Annotated in this window: 2 protein-coding genes and 2 pseudogenes; all 4 read right to left on the bottom strand. The window is 71.3% G+C overall.

The window, feature by feature from the left end; all coding sequences use genetic code 11:
- Window positions 1-34: 34 nt before the first annotated feature.
- The 4 genes and pseudogenes from IU452_RS18015 to IU452_RS17970 all read right to left on the bottom strand — a co-directional run bounded on the left by IU452_RS18015 (window position 35) and on the right by IU452_RS17970 (window position 25,782).
- On the bottom strand, window positions 35-493 hold the full coding sequence (locus IU452_RS18015) for a nuclear transport factor 2 family protein (protein ID WP_186000869.1): 459 nt from the start codon (window positions 491-493) through the stop codon (window positions 35-37).
- Window positions 490-4,851: pseudogene (locus IU452_RS39510) on the bottom strand (SDR family NAD(P)-dependent oxidoreductase); the annotation flags it as partial. The pseudogene IU452_RS39510 and the gene IU452_RS18015, both read right to left, overlap by 4 nt.
- Before the next feature lie 78 nt (window positions 4,852-4,929).
- Window positions 4,930-11,507, bottom strand: a pseudogene (locus IU452_RS39505) (SDR family NAD(P)-dependent oxidoreductase); the annotation flags it as partial.
- A gap of 7 nt (window positions 11,508-11,514) precedes the next feature.
- Window positions 11,515-25,782 (bottom strand): type I polyketide synthase, encoded by a 14,268-nt coding sequence (locus tag IU452_RS17970; protein WP_195110176.1) that lies wholly within the window; start codon window positions 25,780-25,782, stop codon window positions 11,515-11,517.
- Window positions 25,783-25,809: the final 27 nt, after the last annotated feature.

Below are 25,809 nucleotides of genomic sequence, written 5' to 3'. Positions count from 1 at the left end.
TCGGCCGGCGGAGCGGGGGATGGGCTCGCGGTGGTCAGTAGCGGCGCTCGCCGTCGCCGCTCAACGGCGACCACCACTGGGTATAGTTCGTGGCGCCGTCACCGAAGATCCCGCCGGCGCCCTCGACGACCTTTCCGTTCTCCCACTTGAGCATCTGCACGCCGGAGATGTCGAGCACGTCGAACGGGGAGGTGCTGCCCTCGGGCGCGCCCTTGCGTACGGCGTGGATGTGGTTGGCGTCGATCGAATAGCCGTCCTCGTTGTTGATGAGCAGCGTGACGGGCCGCATGCTCCAGGTGCCGCCGGAAGCCTCCAGCATGCCCTGCACGTAGTCCATGAAGTCGTCGATGCCGATTCGCCAACCCGCCTGCGCGTGGCTGCCCGGCGCGAGGAAGCGCAGGTTCTCCGACCAGTATTGCGCGGTCTTCTCGCGGTCTCCGGAGCTGACCGCCTCATAGGCGGCGGCGACCAGTTCGGGGGTGATCTCGGTCATTTCTTCCTCTCTTGTTCGGTTGTCACCGGCAGTGCGGTGAGCCACGAATCCACCGCTCGCGCGGCGTCTTCGGCATGCTCTCCCACGATCGTGAAGTGGTCGCCCGCGACCGTGAGGTCGGCGTCGCAGAGCTTCCAGGACGGTCCCCAGTCGGCGTCGGCCAGCGGGGTTTCGTCGGTGTCGGGCAGCGCGTCGGCGGCGCGCAGGAACAGTGTCGGGACGCCGATGCGCTGCGGCTCCCAGGTGCCGAAGACCTCGAAGTAGCCGCCCATCGCGGTCAGCGACACGTGGTCCATCGACACCAATTCGCTGCGCCGCGCGAACAACCCGTGCGTGAACGCCCTGCTGAGCCTGGGGTTCATCTCCAGGGGCAGATAGGTGTCGACGAGCACGACGGCGGTCGGCGGCGAATCGGTCTGTTCCAGGCGGGCGGCCACCTCGTGGGCGATCCATCCGCCCGACGAGTAGCCCAGCAGTGCGTAGGGCTCGCCCGCCGCGTGCTCGAGCACCGCCTGCGCCTGCGCCTCGGCCAGGGCGGCCACGGTGGCCGGGAGCCGCTCTCCGGCACCGAATCCCGGCTCCGGCAGCACGACGGTGTCACGGCGGTCGCGCAGTGTCGCCGCGAACCGCGCGTATTGGTGCGCGCCGGACATCGCCACCACCGCGGGGAAACAGATCAACCGCGGTCGATGCGGCCCACGGGCCAGTGGTACCGGATTCGGTCGCCGGTCGAGTTCGTCCGGTCCGTGGAACACCGGGCGCAGGCGCGCCGCCACGCGCGCCAGCTCCATGCCCGCATCGATCCGGTCCTCGACGCAGGCGAGGCGGAACAGGGCGCCGAGCGTGTCGTCGGCCGCCGACGACGTCGGCGCGGCCGTCTGCGCCAGTTCGTCGGACAGGAATCGGATCAGCGCGGGTGGCGTCGGGTGATCGAACACCAGGCTCGCGGGCAGGCGCAGTCCGGTCACTCGTTCCAATCGGTTACGCAGATCGACGGCGGTCAGCGAGTCGAAGCCGAGCTCGGTGAACGCCCGCCCGGCGTCCAGTTCATCCGGCGAGGCCTGGCCGAGCACGAGGGCAACCTCGCGCCGGACCAGGTCGAGCAGCGCCAGTTCGCGCTCCCCGTCGGACAATTCGGCCAGTCGCGCGGACAGATCCTGCTGCGCCGCCGCGGGCGTGCCCGTCCGGGTGGGGCGGATCAGCCCGTGCCAGATCGGTGGCAGCGGCTCCCGGGCGGCCGTGGCCCGGAGCCCGGCGGTATCCGCATGGACCGGCACGAGCAGGGGTTCCGGCCGGGTCAGTGCCGCGTCGAACAGTGCCAGACCCTCCTCGACCCGCAGCGGGACGAGCCCGCCGCGGACGAGCCGGCGTTGCTCGGTCGCCATGCCGTCCTCGATGTCCCAGGGGCCCCACGCCAGCGAGACCGCCGGGAGTCCGTTCGCGGCGCGGTGGGCGGCGAGTGCGTCGAGGAATGCGTTGCCTGCCGCGTACGCGGCCTGGCCCGCCGAACCGAGGATGCCCGCCACCGACGAGAAGAGCACGAATGCCGTGGGGTTCCCGGCCAATTCGTGTAGGTGCCAGGCCGCGTCCACCTTCGGGCGCAGCACCCGCGCGAGTTGTTCGGCGGTGAGCGACTCGACCACGCCATCGTCGAGCACACCGGCGGCATGCACCACTGCGTGCACCGAACGACCCGCGAGCAGGGCGGCGACCTGGTCGCGCTCGGCGATATCACAGGCGGCCACCTCGACGCGTGCGCCCAGATCCGCCAATTCCGTACGCAGGGTGTCCATTCCGCCACTCCGGCTGACCAGCAGCAGGTCGCGGACGCCGTGTGCGGTGACGAGGTGGCGGGCCAGCAACTGCCCGAGGGCCCCGGACGCACCGGTGACGAGGACGGTGCCGCCGCTCAAATCCACCGGGGCCGAGGCGGTCCCGGTGAGCTGCGCGAGCCGGGGCACGTGCACGCCGCCGTCGCGGATCACGGCCTCCGGTTCGCCGGAGGCCAGCACCGCGGCCAGCTGTCGCCAACCGGGTCGATCGGCGCCGGATGCGATATCGACCGTGGTTACCCGGCCGGGATGCTCGGCCTGGGCCGCGCGCAGGAGACCGGTGAGCGCGGCCATGATCGGGTTCGTCGCGGCGTCTCGGGTCACCACGACCAGGCGGCTCGTCGAGAAGCGCGAGTCGGCCAGCCACGCCTGCAGGAGCGCGAGGACGCGGGAGGTCAGCCGCGTGGTGGCCGCCGGCAGGTCGCCGCAGGGTTCGGTCGGTGCGAGGAAAACCGCATCGGGGGTGGCGCCGGAAGTCGTTGCCGCCGAGGCCAGCTCGGCCAGGTCGGCATACGGCTCGACGCGGGCGCCGCTGTCCTGCACCATCGACGTCAGCCATCGCTCCTCGTCGTCGAGGACGACCCACCACGACGGGACGGCGGCCTGTTTCGCGGGCAACTCGTGCCAGCGCACGCCGAGCAGCGCCCTGGGGGTCTCGGTCCGCACCTGGTCGATGGCCAGCCGGCGCAGGGTCAACGCTTCCACGCTGCCCACCTCGTGGCCGTCGGCGTCGGAAAGATGAAGTGCCACGGTGTCGTTGCCGGTCGACCGGAGCCGCACACGCACAGCGGTGGCGCCGGAGGACACGACACGGACACCGCGCCAGGCGAACGGCAGGTTGGGAGCGGAGTCGGAGGCGTCGACGAAGTCGCCGAGCCCGATGGCGTGCAGTGCCGCATCCAGCAGGGCAGGGTGGACGACGTGTCCGGTGACGTCGGTTCCCTCCGGCAGGGCCACCTCGGCGAACACCTCTTCGGACGTCCGCCACGCGGCACGCAGACCACGGAACGCTGGGCCGTAGTGCAAACCGTTGTCCGCCAACCGATCGTAGATCGTGTCGAGGTCCAGGCTCTGCGCGTCGTGTGGCGGCCACGGCGGCACGGCCTCGGTGGCTCGAGACGAGCTCGGTTCGGTGAGCACCGCGGTGGCGTGACGGTTCCAGGTGTTCTCCGTGCCGGACTCGCGGCTGTGCACGCGGGCGGTCCTGCTGCCCGCGGCGTCGGGCGGCTCGACGGTCACCCTGATGTCCAGCGCCGCATCGGCGGGGAGCACGAGTGGTGCCTCCAGGATCAGGTCGTCGAGCTCACCGAGGCCGCATTCGAGGCCCGCGTGCAGGAGGAGGTCGACGTGCGCGGTGCCGGGGAGCACGACCCGATCCCCGACGGCGTGATCGGCGAGCCAGGGATGTGTGCCGAGGCCGATGCGGCCGCAGAACATCAGCGCATCCGACTCCGGGTCGGCGACCACCGCCGTCAGCAGGGCGTGCCCGGCCCCGTCGACACCGGCTGCTTGGAGATCCGCGGGGCCGGATGCCCGGTGGTCGAGCCAGTAGCGCTGGTGTTGGAACGGGTAGGTCGGCAGCGCCGTGACGCTTGCACCGGAGCCTGCGAAGTAGTTGTGCCAGTGGGGAGTTGCGCCACCCGCGACCAAGTGGGCGAGAGCCGTGGTGAGGGCGTGGGGCTCTGGCTCATCGGTGCGGAGACTGGCGACGGCTCCGGCGGGAAGGTGGGGGACGAGGGCGGATTTGGGGCCGATCTCGAGGTAGGTGTCGGTGGTGATGTGTGCGAGGGCGTCGGCGAAGCGGACGGTGTTGCGGGCGTGGCGGACCCAGTAGTCCGGGTCGGCGAGGGTGGTCGCGTCGACGGGGCCGCCGGTCACCGTGGAGATCATCGGCAGGGTCGGTGACGAGAACGTCAGTTGCGCAACGACTTCGCGGAACTCACCGAGGATGGGGTCCATCAGTGGTGAGTGGAAGGCGTGCGAGACCCGTAGCCAGGTGATGCGGTGGCCGTGCAGGGTGTCGGTGATTGCGGTGAGTGCGGCGCGGTCCCCCGATAGGACGAGGGATTTGGGTCCGTTGACGGCGGCGATGCCGACCTCGTTCTCGTATCCGTCGAGCAAGGGCCGGATCTCGTGTTCGGTCGCCTCGACGGCGACCATGGCGCCGCCCTCGGGCAGGGATTGCATGAGTCTGCCGCGGACGCCGACGAGGGTGGCGGCGTCGGTGAGGGTGAGCACGCCCGCGATGTGGGCGGCGGCGATCTCGCCGATGGAGTGTCCGGTCACGACGGTGGGGGTGATGCCCCAGTGTTCCCAGAGTCGGTAGAGGGCGACATGGACCGCGAACAGGGCGGGTTGGGCGTATTGGGTTTGGTTGAGGAGGCCGGGGTTGTCGCCGAAGATGATGTCGCGCAGTGGTTGGGGGAGGTGGGGGTCGAGCTTGGTGCAGGCGGCGTCGAAGGCCTCGGCGTAGACCGGATAGGTGTCGTAGAGTTCGCGGCCCATGCCGGGGCGTTGGGTGCCTTGGCCGGTGAACACCATCGCCACTCCGCCGCGGGACGCGCGGCCGACGATGACGTCCGGATGCGAGCCGCCCCGCGCGAAGGCGAGAAGCGCCTGGGCGCCGCGAGCCGGATCGTTCGCGACCACCACGGCGCGTTCGTCCAGCGCGGCCCGGCCCACGGCCAGCGAGTAGCCGACATCCGCGAGGGCCTTGTCGTCGAGGGCGTCGGCCAGCCGAGCTGCCTGGGCGCGTAAGGCCGTCGGCGTGTGCGCGGACAACACCAAGGGTACGGCGGTGCCGTGATCGGATCGTGGTGTGACGGGGTCGGCCGCGTGTGGTGGTTGTTCGAGGATGACGTGGGCGTTGGTGCCGCTGATGCCGAACGACGACACGCCCGCGCGGCGCGGTCGATCGTGGTCGGGCCAGGGCTGGTTCTCGGTGAGCAGTGCGACCGCGCCGCTGGTCCAGTCGACGTGGGGTGTGGGCTCGCCGATGTGCAGGCTGCGGGGCAGGGTGCCGTGTCGCATGGCCATGATCATTTTGATGATCCCGGCGGCGCCCGCGGCGGCTTGGGTGTGGCCGATGTTGGATTTGATCGAGCCGAGCCAGAGGGGCTCGTCGCGGTGCTGTCCGTAGGTGGCCAGGAGCGCTTGGGCCTCGATCGGGTCGCCGAGTCGCGTTCCGGTGCCGTGGGCCTCGACGGCGTCCACCTCGGATGGCTGCAGGCCCGCGTTGGCCAGGGCCTGGCGGATCACCCGTTGCTGCGAGGGGCCATTGGGTGCGGTGAGGCCGTTGGAGGCGCCGTCCTGGTTGATCGCCGAACCACGGACCATCGCCAGTACCGGGTGACCGTTGCGTCGCGCATCGGAGAGGCGTTCGAGCAGAAGCAGACCCACACCCTCACCCCAGCCGGTGCCGTCGGCATCGCTGGAGAATGCCTTGCAGCGTCCGTCGGGTGAGAGCCCGCCCTGCCGACTGAATTCGGTGAATGTGGTCGGCGTGGCCATCACGGTGACGCCGCCCGCCAGTGCCATCGTGCATTCGCCGTTGCGCAGTGCCTGGGCGGCGAGGTGAAGTGCGACCAGTGACGACGAGCACGCGGTGTCGATGGTGACCGCGGGGCCTTCGAGCCCGAAGGTGTAGGAGATGCGACCCGAGGCGATGCTGCCCGCGCTGCCGTTGCCCAGGTATCCGGCGACCTCCTCGGGCGCCCGGTCGAAACGGGCGGCGTAGTCGTTGTACATGACGCCGGTGAAGACGCCGGTCTTGCTGCCGCGCAGCGACATCGGGTCGATACCCGCGCGTTCGAAGGCCTCCCAGGTGATCTCCAGCAGCAGCCGCTGCTGCGGATCCATCGCGAGCGCCTCGCGCGGGGAGACCCCGAACAGCGCGGCATCGAATTCGGCGGCCTCGTGCAGAAATCCGCCCTCTCGGGTGACGGAGCCGCCCGCGGTGTCCGGGCCGTAGATTCTCGCCTCGTCCCAGCCACGGTCGGTGGGGAAGGCGGTGACCGCGTCCCGGCCGGAGGCCAGCAGCCGCCACATGTCCTCCGGGCTGTCGATGCCGCCCGGGTACCGGCAGGCCATGCCCACGATGACGATCGGATCGTCCTGGGATGCACGGGAAATCGCCGGTGCGGCGTCGACCGCGGCCGTGCCGAGCAGCTCCCCGCGCAGGTATTCGACGAGCGTGGCCGCGTTCGGATGATCGAAGACGAGCGTGGTCGGAAGTTCGAGCCCGGTCGCCGCATTCATGCCGTTGCGGAACTCGACGGCGGTGAGCGAGTCGAAGCCGAGGTCGTGGAAGGCGCGCTCGGGCGCGATCGCGGACGGGTCGGCATGGCCGAGCACGGCCGCGACCCGCTCGCGGACGAGGGCGAGCAGGGCGGTGTCGCGATCCGCGGGGGACATCCGACGAAGCCGTTCGCGCAACGAATCCGCCTCGCCCGCAGCGGCTCTGCGTGGCGCGCTGGACACGAGTGCACGCAGCAGAGCGGGCACCGACCCCGTGGCGGCGGCGACCGCGTGCGGGTCCAGATGCATCGGGACGATGACGCGGGCACCCGACGTCAGTGCCGCGTCGAACAGCCGAAGACCCTCGTGTTCGGCCAGCGGCCGCATGCCGCGCCTCGTGGTCGCGGCGTTCGCCATGCCGGTGTTCCAGAGTCCCCAGGCGATGCTGGTGGTGGGGTGTCCGGTGGTGGTGCGGTGGTGGGCGAGGGCGTCGAGGTAGGCGTTGGCGGCGGCGTAGTTGGCTTGGCCGGGTGAGCCGAGTGTGGCTGCGGCGGAGGAGAACAGGATGAGGTGGGTGTTGCGGTCGCGGGTGAGTTCGTGCAGATGCCACGCCGCGAGGGCCTTCGGCGCGAACGCGCGGTGCAGGTGCTCGGGTGTCTGGTTGGTGAGGACCGCATCGTCGAGGACGCCCGCGCAGTGGACGACCGCGGCGAGGTCGCGGCCGCGCAGGACGGCGGCGAGCTCCGCACGGTCGGTCAGATCACATGCGACCGACGCCACGTGAGCTCCGGTGGCGCTCAACTCCGCCAGCAGTTCCGCCGGAACCGGGCGGCGTGCCAGCAACACGAGGTCGCGGGCGCCGTGCGTGTGCACGAGGTGGCGGGCCACCGAACCGCCGAGCGCACCCGTGGCTCCGGTGATCAGCACCGTACCGGCCGCCCAGTCCGGGCCCGCGGTCGTGTCCGGTACCGCGCGCACCAGCCGGGGCGCGTACACCTCGCCGCGCCGGACCGCGAGCTGGGTTTCCCCCGCGGCCACCGCGGCGAGGACCTGCCCGCGCCACGATGCGTCGAGATCGTCCACGTCCACCAGCACGAACCGGTCGGGGTGCTCGGACTGCGCCGATCTCGCCAGACCCCATACCGCCGCATTCGCCAGGGCCGCCCGCACATCGGTCGGCTCGTCGTCGTCGAGCAGATGGGAGCCGGTGGTGACCACCGCGAGGCGCGCGGTCGAGCCGCGCTCGTCCGTCAGCCAGTCCTGCAGGATCGACAGTACCTGCGCCGCAGTGCCTTCGGCGTCGTCGGCCGGTGGCGACGGGAGGAAGACCACCTCCGGTTCCGTGGCGGGCCGGGCCTGCGGCAGTGACACCCAGCTTGTCCGGAACAGCGAGCGGTCGAGCCGACTCGTGGTGCGCGACTGCGGCAGCGGCCGCAGCGTGAGCCGGGCGACATCCAGCACCGGACGGCCCGAGGCGTCGGCGAGCAGCAGCGCCACGGTGTCCCGTCCCGCCGAGGAGATGCGCACCCGCAGATGCCGGGCGTTGACGGCGTGCAACGCGAGTCCGCTCCACGAGAACGGCACGACGGGTGTGTCGGCGTCGTCGAGGAACGGCGTGAGCCCGAGGGGGTGCAGTGCGGCGTCGAGCAGGGCCGGGTGCACCGCGAAACGGTCCGCGTCGGCGTATTGCGCCTCGTCCAATTCGACCTCGGCGAATACCTCGCCGTCGCGCAGCCATGCCCGGCGCACTCCCTGGAATGCGGGTCCGTACCGCAGGTCGGGCCGATCACCGTACAGCGCATCGGTATTCAGCGGTGCGGCGCCTACGGGCGGCCACACGATGAGATCCTCGACCGGACGTGCGATCTCGGCGGTGAGCCGTCCCTCGGCATGTTTGGTCCACGGCTCGCCAGACTCGGCGTCGGTGGCGCGCGAGAAGACGGTGACCCTTCGCCCGGCGGCATCCGGTTCGTCCACCAGAATCTGCAGATGGACACCGGCGTCTCGGGGGAGGACGAGGGGAGCGCCGAGGGTGAGCTCGGCCAGCTGCGGATGGTTCACGTGTTGCCCGGCGTGCAGGGCGAATTCGACGAACGCGGTACCGGGTAGCAGTGCGTCACCGTGCACGGTGTGATCCGCCAGCCACGGGTGCGCGGCCAGGGACAGCGTGCCGGTGAGGAGCGCGCGGTCCCCGTCGGCGAGGCCGACCACGGTGTGCAGCAGTGGGTGTGCCGAGTGTCCGCCGACCTCGGCCGATTCCAGCCAGTACCGTGCGTGCTGGAAGGGGTAGGTCGGGAGTGGCACCTGCTGCGCGCCGCTGTCGGCGAAGTAGTTGTGCCAGTTCGGGTTCAGTCCGCCGGCCACCAGGTGGGCCAGAGCACTGGTGAGCGCGTGCGGCTCCGGGTGCCCGGTGCGCAGGCTGGGGACGGCACCGGCGGGCAGGTGCGGGATGAGCGCGCTGCCGGGGCCGATCTCGAGGTGGGCGGCCGGTTCTCGGGCCGCGACGGCGGCCATGGCGTCGGCGAAGCGGACGGTGTCGCGGGCGTGGCGAATCCAGTGCTCGGGGTCGGCGAGGGTGCCGTCGTCGACCGGCGCTCCGGTGACGGTGGAGATGAGCGGGACGGTGGGTGAGCGGAAGTCCAGACCGGCGACGACGTCGCGGAAGCGGTCGAGGATCGGGTTCATCAGCGGGGAGTGGAAGGCGTGCGAGACGCGCAGCCACTTGGTCCGATGCCCGTCGAGGTGACCGACGATCTCGGCGAGTGCGGCGCGATCACCGGATAGGACAAGCGAATTCGGGCCGTTGACGGCCGCGATGCCAACCCTGTCCTCATATCCGGACAGCCGGGGAAGGATGTCGTCCTCGGTGCAGTCGACCGCGACCATCGCGCCGCCCTCGGGCAGCGACTGCATCAACCTGCCGCGGTGGGCGACCAGGGTGGCGGCGTCGCCGAGGGTGAGGACGCCCGCGACATGGGCGGCGGCGATCTCGCCGACGGAGTGCCCGGCGAGAACGGCGGGTGCGACGCCCCAGTGCTCCCAGAGCCGGAACAGGGCGACCTGCAGGGCGAACAGCGCCGGTTGGGCGTATTGCGTGCGGTCGAGCAGTTCGGCATCGTCCCCGAAGACGATCTCGCGCAACGGATTCGGAAGATGCGGATCGAGTGCCGCGCAGGCGGCGTCGAAGGCCTCGGCGTAGACGGGGTAGGCGTCGTAGAGTTCGCGGCCCATCCCCGTGCGTTGGGTGCCCTGTCCGGAGAACACCATGGCCACACCGCCCTTGGCCGCCCGGCCCGTGATCGCCGCGGCGGGATGCTCGCCCGCGGCCACCGCGAGCAGTGCCTGCCGGTACTCGTCGCGGTCGCCACCCAGCACCACGGCACGTTCCTCGAACGGGGCGCGCGTGGTCGCCAGCGAGTAGCCGATGTCGAGCATCGTGGCGTCGGAGTCGACGCGGTCGGCCAGCCGGGCAGCCTGGGCGCGCAGTGCCTCGGGTGTTTTGGCCGACAGTAGCCAGGGCACGACTGGCGGGGGAGTTCCGATGGCCGCCAATGCTTCCGGTTGCGGCGCCTGTTCGAGAATGACATGGGCGTTGGTCCCGCTGAAGCCGAACGAGGACACGCCCGCGCGGCGGGTGCCGTCGCGCTCGCCCCAGGCGACGGGTTCGGTGAGCAGTTCGACCGCGCCGGAACTCCAGTCGACCTCGGGGGTGGGTTCGTCGACATGTAGCGTGCGCGGCAGGGTGGCGTGCCGCATGGCCATCACCATCTTGATCACGCCCGCGATGCCCGCGGCGGCCTGGGTGTGGCCGATATTGGATTTGATGGAGCCCAGCCGCAGCGGCTGGTCGCGGTCCTGCCCGTAGGTGGCGAGCAGGGCCTGCGCCTCGATGGGATCGCCGAGCCGGGTTCCGGTGCCGTGTGCCTCGACCGCGTCGACCTGCTCGGCGCGCAATCCGGCGTCGATGAGGGCGTCGCGGATGACGCGTTGCTGCGACGGCCCGTTCGGCGCGGTGAGACCGTTGGATCGGCCGTCCTGGTTCACCGCGGTGCCGCGCACGATCGCCAGGATCGGATGGTGGTTGCGGACGGCGTCGGAGAGCCGCTCGACCACCAGCATGCCCGCGCCCTCGGCCCAGCCCGTGCCATCGGCGGTGCGGGAGAACGACTTGCACCGGCCGTCCGATGCCAGGCCCTGCTGCCTGCTGAAGTCGATGAACGGCGCCGGGCTGGCCATCACGGTGACGCCGCCGACCAGGGCGAGCGAGCATTCCGAACGACGCAGCGCCTGGCCCGCCAGATGCAGTGCCACCAGCGACGACGAGCAGGCGGTGTCGATCGTGACCGCGGGCCCCTCCAGCCCGAGCGTGTACGCGAGCCGACCCGAGGCGATGCTGCCCGAGTTGCCGGTGCCGAGAAATCCCTCGACCACATCCGGGATCTCGGCCAGGCGCGACGCGTAATCGTGGTACATGACGCCCACGAACACGCCGGTGCGGCTGCCGCGCAGCGCATCGGGAACGATGCGCGCGCTTTCCACCGCCTCCCAGGCGGTTTCCAGCAGCAGCCGCTGCTGCGGGTCCATGGCGAGGGCCTCGCGCGGGGAGATGCCGAAGAATCCCGCGTCGAATTCCGCCGCGTCGTAGAGGAATCCACCCTGCAGGGTGTCGCTGCTGCCCGCTTCGCCGGGGCGCGCACCCCGCAGTCGGTCGATATCCCAGCCGCGGTCGTCGGGGAATCCGCCGATCGCGTCCCGCCCGGACGCCACCAGCTGCCACAACTGTTCGGGCGTGGTCACCCCGCCCGGATACCGGCACGCCATGCCCACCACGGCGAGTGGTTCCCGGCCGCTCTCCTCCGCGGCGCGCAGCCGCTGGCGGGTGTCGCGCAGCTCGGCGGTGAGGCGCTTGAGGTACTGAAGGGTCTTTTCCTCGTTCACGTCACGTCACTCTCGTCAGGACAGGCCGAGCTCGTCGTCGATGATGTCGAAGACCTCGTCCAGGTTTGCGTTCGCCAATTCGTCGTCGCCGCCGTTGTCGTCGCCGGTCGCGGTGTTCTCCCAGGCAGCGAGCAGGGTCCGCAGCCGACCGCGCACCCGGGCCGCGTGTTGCGGCTCGATGTGGGCGAGGCCGGCCTCCAGTCGGTCGATCTCGGCGAAAATCGAGTCCGCCGTGGTGGATTCGCCGGACAGCAGCGCGGACTGCAGGTGCTCGTGCAGCGCGGCGGGCGTGGGATGGTCGAAGACCAGCGTCGCGGGCAGGCGCAACCCGGTGGCCGCGTCCAGCGCACCGCGCAGTTCGACGGCCATCAGCGAGTCGAATCCGAGGTCGGTGAAGGGCTGATCCATCGAGATCGCCTCGGCCGAGCCGTGACCCATCACCGCGGCGATGCGGCTCCGGATCAGCTGCGCGAGCCGCTCGCGCTGCTCGTGCGGCGGCAGGCCGCGCAGGGTCTCGGCCAATGCCTGCTGGGGCGCGGCCGACGCCGCGGCCACGCGGGCCGGCCGCGGGACCAGATCGCGCAGCACCGCCGGAAGCCGGCCGTCCACGGCACGACGGCGCAGCACCGCCCGGTTCACCGGCAGCGGCACGACGACCGGTTCGCCGCCGGCCACGGCCGCATCGAACAGCGCGAGCCCGTCGGCCTCATCGATCGGAGCCAGGCCGGTGGCGGCCAGCCGCCGCCGATCGGCGGCGCTCAGCCTCCTCGCCATGCCGGTGTTCCAGAGTCCCCAGGCGATGCTGGTGGTGGGGTGTCCGGTGGTGGTGCGGTGGTGGGCGAGGGCGTCGAGGTAGGCGTTGGCGGCGGCGTAGTTGGCTTGGCCGGGTGAGCCGAGTGTGGCTGCGGCGGAGGAGAACAGGATGAGGTGGGTGTTGCGGTCGCGGGTGAGTTCGTGCAGATGCCACGCCGCGGCCGCCTTGGCGCCGAAGGCCACCCGGAGGTGTGCGGGGGTCTGGTGCTCGATCGTCGCGTCGTCCAGCGCGCCCGCGGCGTGGACGAGGGTGAGCGGGCGATCACAGGGGATCGCCTCGATCGCGGCGGCGATCTGCCGCGGATCGGTGACGTCGCACGCGATCCGGGTGACGGTGGCACCGTCGGGTTCCGGTGCGTCGCCGGTGCGGCTGAGCAGCACCAGATCTCGGGCACCGTGTGCGTCGACGAGATGTTGGGCGATGAGGGTGCCCAGCGCGCCGGACGCACCGGTGATCACGACGGTTCCCGAGCTCCAGTCCGGGGCGGCCGGGGCAGCGGCGGGTGCGGGAACGAGACGAGGCACGCGAATCTCGCCCCCGCGCAGCGCCATTTGCGGTTCGTCGCAGGACAGCGCGTGAGGCAGGGCCGCCCACGACCGCTCGTCGTCATCGATGTCCACCAGCAGCACGCGACCGGGCTGCTCGACCTGTGCCGCGCGGACCAGTCCCCACACCGCCGCACCCGCGGGCGCGGGTTCGCCGTCCACCGCGACCGCGTTCTCGGTCACGACCACGAGAATTCGATCCTCGGCGAAGGATTGGATCGTGCTCAGCACCTCCGTCACCGCCGCCAGCGCGGCGTCGGGGTGGAGGTCGTCGCCATGATTCACGCGCAGCAGCACGTGGGTGTCGTCCGCGGGTCCCTGCTCGTCGCCGAGCGTCGTGAACGCTGTTGCCGCTGTCGGAATTTCCCGGGGCTGCCAGGCCGGTACGAACATCGACCGCTGCGTGCTCGCGAACTGTTCCGGCGCGATCTTGCGCATCGTGAGGCGATCGACCTCGGCGATGGGCCTGCCCATGACATCGGAGACCAGCAGCGCCACCGCGTCCTCGCCCTTCGGCGACAGCCGGGCGCGCAATACCGACGAACCGGCGCCGTACAGGGTCACTCCGGACCACGAGAACGGCAGCCGGGCCTGGCCGTCCTCGCCGAACATCCGTCCGATGCCGACGCCGTGCAGCACGGCGTCCAGCAGCGCCGGGTGCAGGTCGAAACCGGCGGCGCGGTGGTCCTCGCCCGGGGGAAGCGCCACCTCGACCGCCACGTCCTCACCGATCCGCCACGCGGACCGCAGGCCCTGGAACAGCGGGCCGTAATCGAGTCCGGCGGAGGCGAATTCGGCGTAGACGTCCTCGACGGGCAGTGCGACCGCGCCCCGTGGCGGCCAGGCGTCGAGTGACCACGACGGTTCGGAGACGGGTGCGGCGTCGAGGATGCCGGTGGCATGCGGCTGCCACCCCTCGCCGTGTCCGTCGTGCCGGGAGTGGACCGTGACCGCACGGCGGCCCTCGCCGTCCGGTTCGCCCACGGCGATCTGTACGTCGATCGCGCCGTTCTCCGGCAGCGTCAACGGGTTCTCCAAGGTGAGCTCCCGCAGGCTCCGCAGTCCTGCCGCCCGGGCGGCCTGCAGGGCCAGCTCCACGAACCCGGTGCCGGGGAACACCACCGCGCCCGCGACGTTGTGGTCGGCCAGCCAGGGATGGGATGCGAGGGACAACCGGCCGGTGAGCACGACGCCACTGGTGTGGGCGAGCTCCACGCTGGAGGTGAGCAGCGGATGATCGGAACCGTCTCGATCCGGTGCGGCGGTCGCGTCCGGCCAATAGCGGATGTGCTGGAAGGCATAGGTGGGCAACGGGATTCGACGCGCGCCGGTTCCGGCGAAGTAACCGTGCCAGTCGGGGGCGATGCCGCCCGCGACGAGCCGTGCGAGGGCGGCGGTGATCGCCTCGGTGTCACCCTGCTTGCGGTGCAACGACGGGATCGCCGTGCCCGGGATGTGCGGGATCAGGGCGGCGTCGGGACCGATCTCGAGGTGGACCGACGCCGCAGTGCGCGCCATGGCCTCGGCGAAGCGCACGGTGCCGCGGGCGTGCCGGACCCAGTAGTCCGGGTCGGCGAGGGTGGTCGCGTCGACGGGGCCGCCGGTGACCGTGGAGATGATCGGGAGGGTCGGTGGTGAGAACGTCAGTTGCGCAACGACTTCGCGGAACTCGTCGAGGATGGGGTCCATCAGCGGTGAGTGGAAGGCGTGCGAAACCCGCAGCCAGCGGGTGCGGTGTTCGCGCAACCGGCTCGTGATCGCGGTGAGTGCGCCGCGATCGCCCGACAGGACGAGCGAATTCGGTCCGTTGACGGCGGCGATGCCGACCTCGTTCTCGAATCCGTCGAGCAGTGGTCGGATCTCGTGTTCGGTCGCCTCGACGGCGACCATGGCGCCGCCCTCGGGCAGGGATTGCATGAGCCGCCCTCGGACGCTGACCAAGGTGGCGGCGTCGGTGAGGGTGAGCACGCCCGCGATGTGGGCGGCCGCGATCTCGCCGATCGAGTGCCCGGCGACCACGGTGGGGGTGATCCCCCACGATTCCCACAACCGGTAGAGCGCGACCTGCACCGCGAACAGTGCGGGCTGGGTGTACTGCGTCCGATCGAGGAGTGCTTCGTCGTCGCCGAACACCGCATCGCGCAACGGATGTGGCAGATCCACCGCGGCACAGGCGGCGTCGAAGGCCTCGGCGTAGACGGGATAGGTGTCGTACAGTCCGCGGCCCATGCCGAGGCGCTGGGAGCCCTGGCCGGAGAAGACCATCGCCACGCCGTCGCCGGTGGCGCGACCGGTGAACACCCCGGGCACGACCTCTCCGGCGGCCAATGCGGTCAACGCTCGCAGGCGTTCACCGACATCGCCCGCGACCAGGACCGCTCGGTGTTCGAATGCATGGCGGGTGGTGGCGAGCGAGTAGGCGATGTCCAGCATCGAAGCATCGCCGTCGAGCCGATGTGCCAGGCGCTCGGCCTGCGCGCGCATCGAGGCCTCGTCCCGTCCGGACAGGACCCACGGCACGGTCACCGGCGCGGGTTGTGGCGCGTCGGATTCGTCGGTAGGGGGTGCCTGTTCGAGGATGATATGGGCGTTGGTGCCGCTGACGCCGAAGGAGGAGACGGCGGCGCGGCGGGGTCGGTGCTGGTCCGTCCAGGTCTGGTTCTCGGTGAGGAGGGCGACTTTGCCGGTGTCCCAGTCGACTTCGGGGGTGGGTCGGTCGATGTGGAGGGTGCGGGGCAGGGTGCCGTGTCGCATGGCCATGATCATTTTGATGATGCCCGCGGCGCCTGCGGCGGCTTGGGTGTGGCCGATGTTGGATTTGATCGAGCCGAGCCAGAGGGGGTGGTCGCGGTCCTGTCCGTAGGTGGCGAGCAGCGCTTGGGCTTCGATGGGATCGCCGAGTCGGGTGCCGGTGCCGTGGGCCTCGACGGCGTCCACCTCGGATGGCTGCAGGCCCGCGTTGGCCAGGGCCTGGCGGATGACTCGTTGTTGGGCGGGGCCGTTGGGTGCGGTGAGCCCGTTGGAGGCGCCGTCCTGGTTGATCGCCGAACCACGGACGATCGCGAGGATCGGGTGGTTGTTGCGTCGGGCGTCGGAGAGGCGTTCGACGAGGAGCAGGCCCACGCCCTCGGCCCAGCCGGTGCCGTCGGCGTCGCTGGAGAATGCCTTGCAGCGTCCGTCGGGTGAGAGCCCGCCCTGTCGGCTGAATTCCACGAAAGTGGTGGGGGTGGCCATGAGGGTGACGCCACCGGCCAGTGCCATCGTGCATTCGCCGTTGCGCAGTGCCTGGGCGGCGAGGTGAAGTGCGACCAGTGACGACGAGCACGCGGTGTCGATGGTGACCGCGGGGCCTTCGAGCCCGAAGGTGTAGGAGATGCGCCCCGACGCCACGCTGGTGGTGTTGCCGGTGAGGAGATACCCCTCGGTGCCCTGGATCCCGTTGTGCAGCAATGACACGTAGTCCTGGCTGTTTCCGCCGACGAAGACACCGGTCCTGCTGCCGCGCAACGCCATCGGATCGATGCCCGCACGTTCGAAGGTCTCCCACGCGGTCTCGAGCAGCAGGCGCTGCTGCGGATCCATGGCGAGTGCCTCCCGCGGCGAGATCCCGAAGAACGCCGCATCGAAATCCGCGGCACCGTCGAGGAATCCGCCCGCAGTCGCCGTGCTGCTACCGCGCTCACCGGAGGCGGTTTCCAGCAGCGAGCCGAGGTCCCATCCGCGATCGGTGGGGAACGTGGACACGGCATCGCGGCCCGACAGCACGAGCTCCCACAGATCCTCGGGGCCGCGCACACCGCCGGGGAAGCGGCAGCCCACCGCAACGATGGCCAGCGGCTCGTCGGACTCCGCGCGTGCCGTGACGTGCTCGTGCTGCGGCTCGTCGCCGAACAGTGCGGTGAGGTGAGCGACCAGTCGCTCCGGGCTCGGGTGATCGAACACCGTGGTGGCCGGGAGCGTGACGCCGATGGCCGCGCCGAGGCGGTCGCGCAGCTCGACCGCGGTCAGCGAGTCGAATCCGAGGTCACGGAACGCGCGGTCGGGATCGACATCACCGGTCTCGGCGTGCCCCAGCACGGTTGCCACCTCGGCCAGGACCACCTCGAGCAGATGCGACCGCCGCTCCGCGACACCGAGTGTGGAAAGTCGATGCCGCACAGCGGTTTCGGGCACCTCGGGCGTGCCGAGAATTGCGCGCGCCTCCGGCAGGTCCGACAGCAGCGCACTGGGCCGGGCGGAGACGAACAGCGGCAGGAAATCCTCCCAGCGCACGTCCGAGACGGTCGAACAGGGCTCGTCGTCGTGCAGCGCCTGTTCCAGCGCCGCGATCGCCATGGTCGGCGGCAGCGGGACCAGGCCGCGGCGGCGCATGTGCGTACCCGACTCACCCTGCGCCATCCCGCCTTCGGCCCACGGGCCCCACGCCACCGACGTCGCGACGAGCCCGCGATCGCGGCGGTGTCGCGCGAGCGCGTCGAGGTAGGCATTGGCGGCGCCGTAGGCGGCCTGTCCGCCGGTGCCCCACACGCCGGACACGGAGGAGAACAGGACGAAGGCGTCGAGCGCGCGGTCACCGATGAGCGCGTCCAGATGTGCCGCCCCGGCCGTCTTCGCCCGCACGATATCGGCGAACTCGTCGATCCCGGTATCGGCCAGCGGCGTCAGCTGACCCACACCGGCGGTGTGCACGACGGCGGTCAACGGCCGGTGATCCGGCACGGCCGCAAGCAGATTCGCGACCGAGGCTCGATCGGAGACGTCGCACGCCGTGATGGTCACCTCCGCGCCCAGCGCGGACAGTTCGGCCTCCAGGTCGGCCGCGCCCGGTGCCGCCGGGCCGCTACGGCTGACGAGCAGCAGATGTTCCGCCCCGCGCCGCGCCAGCAGGCGGGCGACATGCGCGCCCAGCGCCCCGGTGCCGCCGGTAATCAGGACGGTGCCCCGCGGGTTCCACTGCGCGGCGGCCGGTGCGGCTTGGGGAGCGCGCGCGAGGCGCCGTCCGAACATGCCCGAGGCACGCAGGGCGAGCTGGTCCTCGCCGTGCGGATCGGCCAGCAGCGCGGGCAATCGGGCGAGGGTGCGGTCGTCGAGCGTCGCGGGCAGATCGACCAGCCCGCCCCAGCCCTGCGGCCACTCGAGCGCGACGGCGCGACCCATGCCCCAGAACTGCGCCTGAGCGGGTGAGCGCAGCCGCTCGGAGCGACCGATGGCCACGGCGCCGCGGGTCAGACACCACAGCGGTGCGCCGACCTCGTTGCGCTGCAACGCCTGAATCAACGCGACGGTCGCGGTAAGTCCGCGCGGCAGCGCCGGATGCGTGTCGTCGGGCTCCTCGTCGAAGGCCAGCAGCGACACCACCCCGGTCAGTTCGGAGCCGTCGCCGATGTCGGCGACGTGTCCGACCCGCACATCCGCGCCGGTGCCGCGTAGGGCGGTGAGCACGGCGCTCACGCCCGCGTCCTCGCGATGAGACGGGGGCACGACGGCGAACCAGGTGCCCGAGAGCTCGTGTGCCGTCGTGGTCAGGGGCGCCCAAGTAACGCGATAGCGCCACGAATCCACCACGGACTGGGTGCGTTTGCGCTGCCGCCAGCCCGCGAGCACGGGCAGCGCGGCCGCGAGCGTCTCCTGATCCTGGCTGCCCAGTTCCCGCGCCAGCGCCGGAAGATCCGCCCGCTCGACCGCATCCCAGAACCGGGACTCGGCCGCGTCCGACGTCGCCTCACCGCTGCGCGCCTGCTCCTCCCGCCCGAGCCAATAGTGCTTGTGCTGGAACGGGTAGGTCGGCAGGGGAGTGGTGCGCGCGCCGGAGCCCGCGAAGTAGTTGTGCCAGTCGGGATTCGCGCCGCCGACGACGAGGTGGGCGAGAGCGGTGGCGAGTGCCTGCGGCTCGGGGGTGTTGTGCCGCAGGCTCGGGACGGCCGTGCCGGGGAGGTGGGCGGTCAGCGCGGCATTGGGGCCGATCTCGAGACAGGTGCCCTCGGTGATCTGTGCGAGGGCGTCGGCGAAGCGGACGGTGTTGCGGGCGTGGCGGACCCAGTAGTCCGGCTCGGCGAGAGTGGTGTCGTCGACTCGTTCGCCGGTGACGGTGGAGATCATCGGCAGGGTGGGCGGGGAGAAGGAGAGGCCCGCCACGGTTCGGCGGAACTCGCCGAGGATGGGGTCCATCAGTGGTGAGTGGAAGGCATGCGAGACGCGCAGCCAGGTGATGCGGTGGCCGTGCAGGGCGTCGGTGATCGCGGTGAGCGCGGCGCGATCTCCGGACAGGACAAGGGATTTCGGTCCGTTGACGGCGGCGATGCCGACGGTGTCGCTGTGGTCGCTCAGGTGCGGGAGCACCTCGTCCTCGGTGGCGTCGATCGCCACCATCGCGCCACCTTCGGGGAGCGACTGCATGAGCCTGCCCCGAACGCTCACGAGGGTGGCGGCGTCGGTGAGGGTGAGTACGCCCGCGATGTGCGCGGCGGCGATCTCGCCGATGGAGTGTCCGGCCACCACGTCGGGGGTGATGCCCCACGACTCCCACAGTCGGTAGAGCGCGACCTGCAGGGCGAACAGTGCGGGCTGAGCGTATTGGGTTTGGTTGAGCAGGTCGGGCTCGTCGCCGAAGACGATGTCGCGCAACGGTTGGGGGAGGTGGGGGTCGAGTTCGCTGCAGGCGCTGTCGAAGGCGTCGGCGTAGACGGGGTAGGCGTCGTAGAGTTCGCGGCCCATGCCGGGGCGTTGGGTGCCTTGGCCGGAGAACACCATCGCCACCCCGCCCTCGGCGGCGCGACCGGAGATCACGCCCGGCACGGCCTGCCCGTTCGCGAACGACCGCAGCGCATCCGCGCGTTCGGCCGCATCGCCACCGGTCAGTACCGCCCGCTCCTCCAGCAGGGCGCGAGAAGTGGCGAGGGAGTAGCCGATGTCGAGCACGCTGGTCTCGTCGCCGACATGGTCGGCGAGTCGGGCGGCCAGCGCCGACAGGGCGCCCTTGTCACGCGCCGACACCACCCACGGAACCACCGGGGGAGGAGCCGGAGTGGTGACGACCGGCTCCTGTTCCGGCGCCTGTTCGATGATCACGTGCGCGTTGGTTCCGCTGACACCGAACGCGGAGACACCCGCCCTGCGCGGCCGGTCGACCTGCGGCCAGCTCCGGTCCTCGGTGAGCAGCGACACCGCACCCATGCCCCAGTCGACGTGCGGTGTGGGCTCGTCGACGTGCAGGGTGCGGGGCAGGATGCCGTGCCGCATGGCCATGACCATCTTGATGACACCCGCGGCGCCCGCGGCGGATTGGGTGTGACCGATGTTCGACTTGATCGTTCCCAGCCACAGGGGCTCGTCGCGGTCCTGTCCGTAGGTGGACAGCAGCGCCTGGGCCTCGATGGGATCGCCGAGCCGCGTGCCGGTGCCGTGTGCCTCGACCGCGTCCACCTCGACCGGCCGCAGGCTCGCATTCGCCAACGCCTGGCGGAGGACGCGTTGCTGCGCGGGGCCGTTCGGTGCACTGAGGCCGTTGGAGGCGCCGTCCTGGTTGACCGCCGAACCGCGCAGCACGGCCAGCACCGGATGGCCGTTGCGTCGAGCGTCCGACAACCGTTCCAGGAGAACGACTCCGGCACCCTCGCCCCAGCCGGTGCCGTCCGCGGCCGCCGCGAACGCCTTGCACCGGCCGTCGGCGGCCAGACCCCGCTGACGGCTGAATTCCACGAAGGCCGCGGGCGTGGACATCACCGTCACGCCGCCGGCGAGCGCGAGGGAACACTCCCCGGCCCGCAGCGCCTGCGCGGCCAGGTGCAGCGCGACCAGCGACGACGAACAGGCGGTGTCGATGGTGACGGCCGGACCCTCGAGACCGAATGTGTAGGAGATGCGGCCCGAGACCACGGCCGTCGCCGTGCCGGTGATGAGATAACCCTCCGCGCTCTGCCCGGCGTCGCCGGTGGCGTAGTGCGAGGTGGCGGCGCCGATGAACACGCCGGTTCGGCTCTCCCGCAGGGCATCCACCGCGATGCCCGCCCGTTCGAACGCCTCCCAGGAGGTCTCCAGCAGCAGTCGCTGCTGCGGATCCATCGCGACCGCTTCCCGCGGCGAGATCCCGAACAGCGCGGCATCGAACTCCGCGGCCGAGACGAACGCGCCTTCGCGGGCGTAGGAGGTGCCCGGCCTGGACAGGTCCGGATCGTAGATGCCCTCGACGTCCCAGCCGCGATCGGCGGGGAATTCGGAGACCGCGTCGCCGCCGCGCGTCACCAGCTCCCACAGCGCCTCGGGCGAATTCACGTCACCGGGGAATCGGCAGCTCATGGCGACGATCACCACGGGATCGTCGTCCCGGGGCGCCGCCTCGACCGTCGGTGCGGTCCGGGACGCGTCACCGGACAGCTCCTGCTCCAGGTGCGTCACCAGCGCGGCGGGCGACGGGTGGTCGAACACGAGCGTGGCGGGCAGCGCCAGGCCGGTCGCGGTCCGCAGCCGATTGCGCAGCTGGACGGCGGTGAGGGAGTCGACACCGAGGTCCCGGAACGCCGCGCGCGGCGATACCGCCTCGGGCGAGGCGTGCCCGAGCACGGCGGCCGCCTCCGCACGCACCAGGTCGAGCAGGACGCGATGGCGTTCGGTGGCGGTGAGCCCGGCGACCCGCTGCTGCCAGGGGGTGTCGCTCGAAGCCACTGCGGCAGAACGTGGTTCGTCGAGGGCCGCGCGCGCCTCGGCGAGGTCGTCGATCAGCGGGCGGCGGCGCGCGGCGCTCAGCGTCGGTGCGAAGGTGTCCCACACGATGTTCGCGACCGTGACGGTGGTGTCGTCGCCGTCGAGCGCCTGCCGCAGCGCCTCGACGGCGAGTTCGGGTGCCATGGCGGGTAAACCCGTGCGGCGCAAGGCTTCCGCGGCCGTACCCTGGGCGGCCATGCCGTCGCCGCCCCACGTTCCCCACGCGACGGCCAGGGCGTGGACCCCGCGGTCACGGCGGGCCTGCGCCACCGCGTCCAGGTAGGCATTCGCGGCGGCGTAGGCGCCCTGCCCGCTGCCGCCCCACACCCCCGCGCCCGAGGAGAACAGCACGAACGCATCGAGTTCGGTGTCGGAGAACGCATCGTCGAGGTTGCGGGCGCCCAGCGCCTTGCCCTCCCAGGCCTGCGCCAGCAGTCCGGGGTCGGTGTCTCGCAGCGACGCGGCGGTGCCGATGCCCGCGGTGTGGAACACGGCGGTTATCGGGTTCCCCACCGAGCGCAGCAGTCCGTCGAGCGCTGCGCGGTCGGCGACGTCGCACGCCTCGATGTCCACGCGGACCCCGGGGGCGATCTGCTCCAGTTCGGCCCGCAACTCCCGGGCACCGGGGGCGTCGATTCCGCGCCGACTGGTGAGCACGAGATGCCGCACCCCCGAGCGGGCCAGCCACCGCGCGACGTGACCGCCGAGGGCGCCGGTGCCGCCGGTGACGAGCGCCGGACCCGTGGTGGACCACGAGTGTCCCGCGGTCGCGCTCGAGGCGCGGGTCAGTCGGCGGGCGAACACGCCCGAGGCGCGCACGGCGAGTTGGTCCTCGTCCCAGCCGCCCGCCAGGATCGTGGCGAACCGGGCGGCGGCGCGGTCGTCGACCTGCTCGGGCAGGTCGACGAGACCGCCCCACCAGCGCGGGAATTCGAGGCCGGCCACCTGACCCAGGCCCCACACCGACGCCTGCGCCGGATCGCGGAGCCGGTCGGCACGGCCGAGGGAGACCGCACCGGACGTCACGCACCACAGCGAGCCGTCCAGGTCGGCGTCCGCGCAGGCCTGCAGCAGCGTCAGGGTCGCGGCCGCCGGGTCGGCGGCGAACGCGAGGAACGAGAGCACGTGCCGCGGCCGGTGTTCGGTGAGCAGCGCGGCGATCGAATCGCGAGTCAGCGTGTCGTCGAAGGGGATTCGGACAACATCGGGGAGCGTGTCGAGGGTGGCCGTGATCGCGGGATGCTCGGCGTGTTCGGCCGGAACGAAGGCGAGCAGGCGCCCACCGATCTCGGCCGCGGCGCGCGACGCCGGAAGTGGGCGCCAGGTGACCTGGTATCGCCACGCGTCGACGGTCTCTCGCGTGGCGCGCTTACGGCGCCAATCCGACAGCAGCGGCAGCGCCGGGCGCAGCACATCCTGCGAGTCCTGGTCGCCGACCGCCAGCATCGCCGCCAATGCCTCGAGGTCCTCGTGCTCGACCGCGCGCCAGAAGTCCGCATCGGCCGCACCGTCGGCCGCGACGGCCCGGGCCGGGGCGTCGAGCCAGTAGCGGGTGCGCTGGAAGGCATAGGTGGGCAGGGGGATTCGGCGCGCGCCGGGAAATTGCGCGGACCAGTCGATGTCGATGCCGCGCGTCCAGGCCTCGGCCGCGGAGACGAGCAGCCGGGTGAGGGTGCCGTCGTCGCGGCGCAGCGTGCCGATCGCGACGACCGTGTCGGCGGACTCCTCGACGGCCGCGGTGAGGACGGGGTGTGGGCTGGGTTCGATGAAGGTGGTGTGGGTGGGCAGGAGGGACTGGACGACGGGGTGGAACAGGACGGTGTGGCGGAGGTTGCGGAACCAGTAGTCGGGGGTGAGCTCGGTGCCGTCGAGTCGGGTGCCGGTGACTGTGGAATGGAAGGGGATGCGCCCGGCGCGCGGGGCGATCGGTGCCAGGGCCGCCGCCAATTCGGATTCGAGGGCGTCGACGTGGGCCGAGTGCGAGGCGTAGTCGACGGGGATGCGGCGCACCCGGACACCCTGCTGTTCCAGTGCGGCGAGCAGGTTTTCGATCGCATCGGCGGAGCCGCTGACAACCGTGGACCGGGGTCCGTTGAGTGCGGCGATGTCGAGGTCGGGGTGGTTGGTGAGGTGGTTTCGGACGGTGTCGGCGGGGAGGGCTATGGAGGCCATGGCGCCGTGTCCGGCGAGGTGGTGGGCGATGATGGTGCTGCGGAGGGCGACGATGCGGGCGGCGTCGTGGAGGGTGAGGATGTCGGCGATGGTGGCGGCGGCGATTTCGCCTTGGGAGTGGCCGATGACGGCGGTGGGTTCGATGCCGAGGGAGCGCCAGGTTTCGGCGAGGGCGACCATGATGGCCCAGAGGGCGGGTTGGACGACGTCGACTCGGTCGAGTGCGGCATGGTTGTGGCGGAGCACGTCGGTGAGTGACCAGTTCACGAACGGTTCCAGTGCTTGTTCGCAGCGGTGGATCCATTCGGCGAATATGGGTGTGGTGTCGAGGAGTTCGGCGCCCATCCCGGCCCATTGCGAACCTTGGCCGGGAAAGACGAACACAACCTTGCCCGCGGAGTCGGCCGTGCCCTCGACCACGGCCGGGTGCGGAATCCCGTCCGCCAGCGCCTGCAACCCGGCGAAAATCTCGGCCTGATCACCGCCGACCACGACCGCCCGGTGGGCCAGCGCCGCGCGCGAGGAGACCAGCGACCAGCCGACGTCGGCCGGGTGAGAGTCGGTCAGCGTCATCAGCCGCCGGGCCTGATCACGCAGTGCCGCACCGGTGGTGGCCGAGACCGCCCACGGCACCGCGACCGGCGCGGGTCGTGGCTCGTCGGATTCGTCGGTGGCGGGCGCCTGTTCGAGGATGACGTGAGCGTTGGTGCCGCTGATACCGAAGGACGACACGCTCGCGCGACGCGGTCGGCCGTTCTCCGGCCAGGTCTGGTTCTCGGTGAGGACGGCGACTTTGCCCGTGTCCCAGTCGACTTCGGTCGTGGCCCGATCGACATGCAGGGTGCGGGGCAGCATGCCGTGCCGCATGGCCATGATCATCTTGATCACGCCCGCGACCCCGGCGGCGGCCTGGGTGTGACCGATATTGGATTTGATCGATCCGAGCCAGAGCGGGTGCTGACGGTCCTTGCCGTAGGTGGCGAGCAGGGCCTGCGCCTCGATGGGGTCGCCGAGTCGTGTTCCGGTGCCGTGGGCCTCGACGGCGTCCACGTCGGCGGGTTGCAGCCCGGCGTTGGTGAGGGCCTGTCGGATGACGCGTTGCTGGGCGGGGCCGTTGGGTGCGGTGAGCCCGTTGGAGGCGCCGTCCTGATTGACGGCCGAGCCGCGCACGACCGCCAGCACGGGATGGCCGTTGCGCTGCGCGTCGGAGAGGCGTTCGAGCAGCAGCAGGCCCACGCCCTCACCCCAGCCGGTGCCGTCGGCGCCGTCGGAGAACGCCTTGCAGCGTCCGTCGGGCGACAACCCGCCCTGCCGACTGAACTCCACGAATGTTCTCGGCGTGGACATCACGGTCACACCGCCGGCCAGGGCCATGGTGCATTCGCCGTTGCGCAACGCCTGCGCGGCCAGATGCAGCGCGACCAGCGAGGACGAGCACGCCGTATCGATGGTGACCGCTGGACCCTCGAGTCCGAAGGTGTAGGAGATGCGGCCCGAGGCGATGCTGCCCGCACTGCCGTTGCCGAGATGCCCCGCAACCTCGTCGGGAACCCGCTCGAAACGTCCCGCGTAGTCGTTGTACATCACGCCGGTGAAGACGCCGGTCTTGCTGCCGCGCAACGACATCGGGTCCATGCCCGCGTGTTCGAAGGTCTCCCAGGCGGTTTCCAGGAGCAGCCGCTGCTGCGGGTCCATCGCCAGCGCCTCGCGCGGCGAGATCCCGAACGGAGCCGGGTCGAAATCGGCCGCGTCGTGCAGGAATCCGCCCTCGCGCACGGCCGAGGCGCCGGGTGCGTCCGGGTCGTCGCCGAACAGCTCGGCCAGCGGCCAGCCGCGATCCTGCGGGAACGCCGAAATGGCGTCGCCACCCGAGGACACCAAGCTCCACAGCGCTTCCGGGGTGTCGGCACCGCCGGGGAAGCGGCATGCCATCGCCACGACCGCAATGGGCTCGCGGTCCCGGTTCTCCACCTCCGACAGGCGTTCCCTCGCCTGCTGGAGATCAGCGGTGACCCGCTTGAGATAGCCGAAGAGCTTTTCCTCCTGCGCCATGCGCACAACCACCTGTCGATTCGAGCG

The sequence above is a fragment of the Nocardia transvalensis genome (assembly GCF_015477765.1).
GTDB lineage: Bacteria > Actinomycetota > Actinomycetes > Mycobacteriales > Mycobacteriaceae > Nocardia > Nocardia transvalensis_A.
This window is presented reverse-complemented; position numbering and strand designations above follow the sequence as displayed.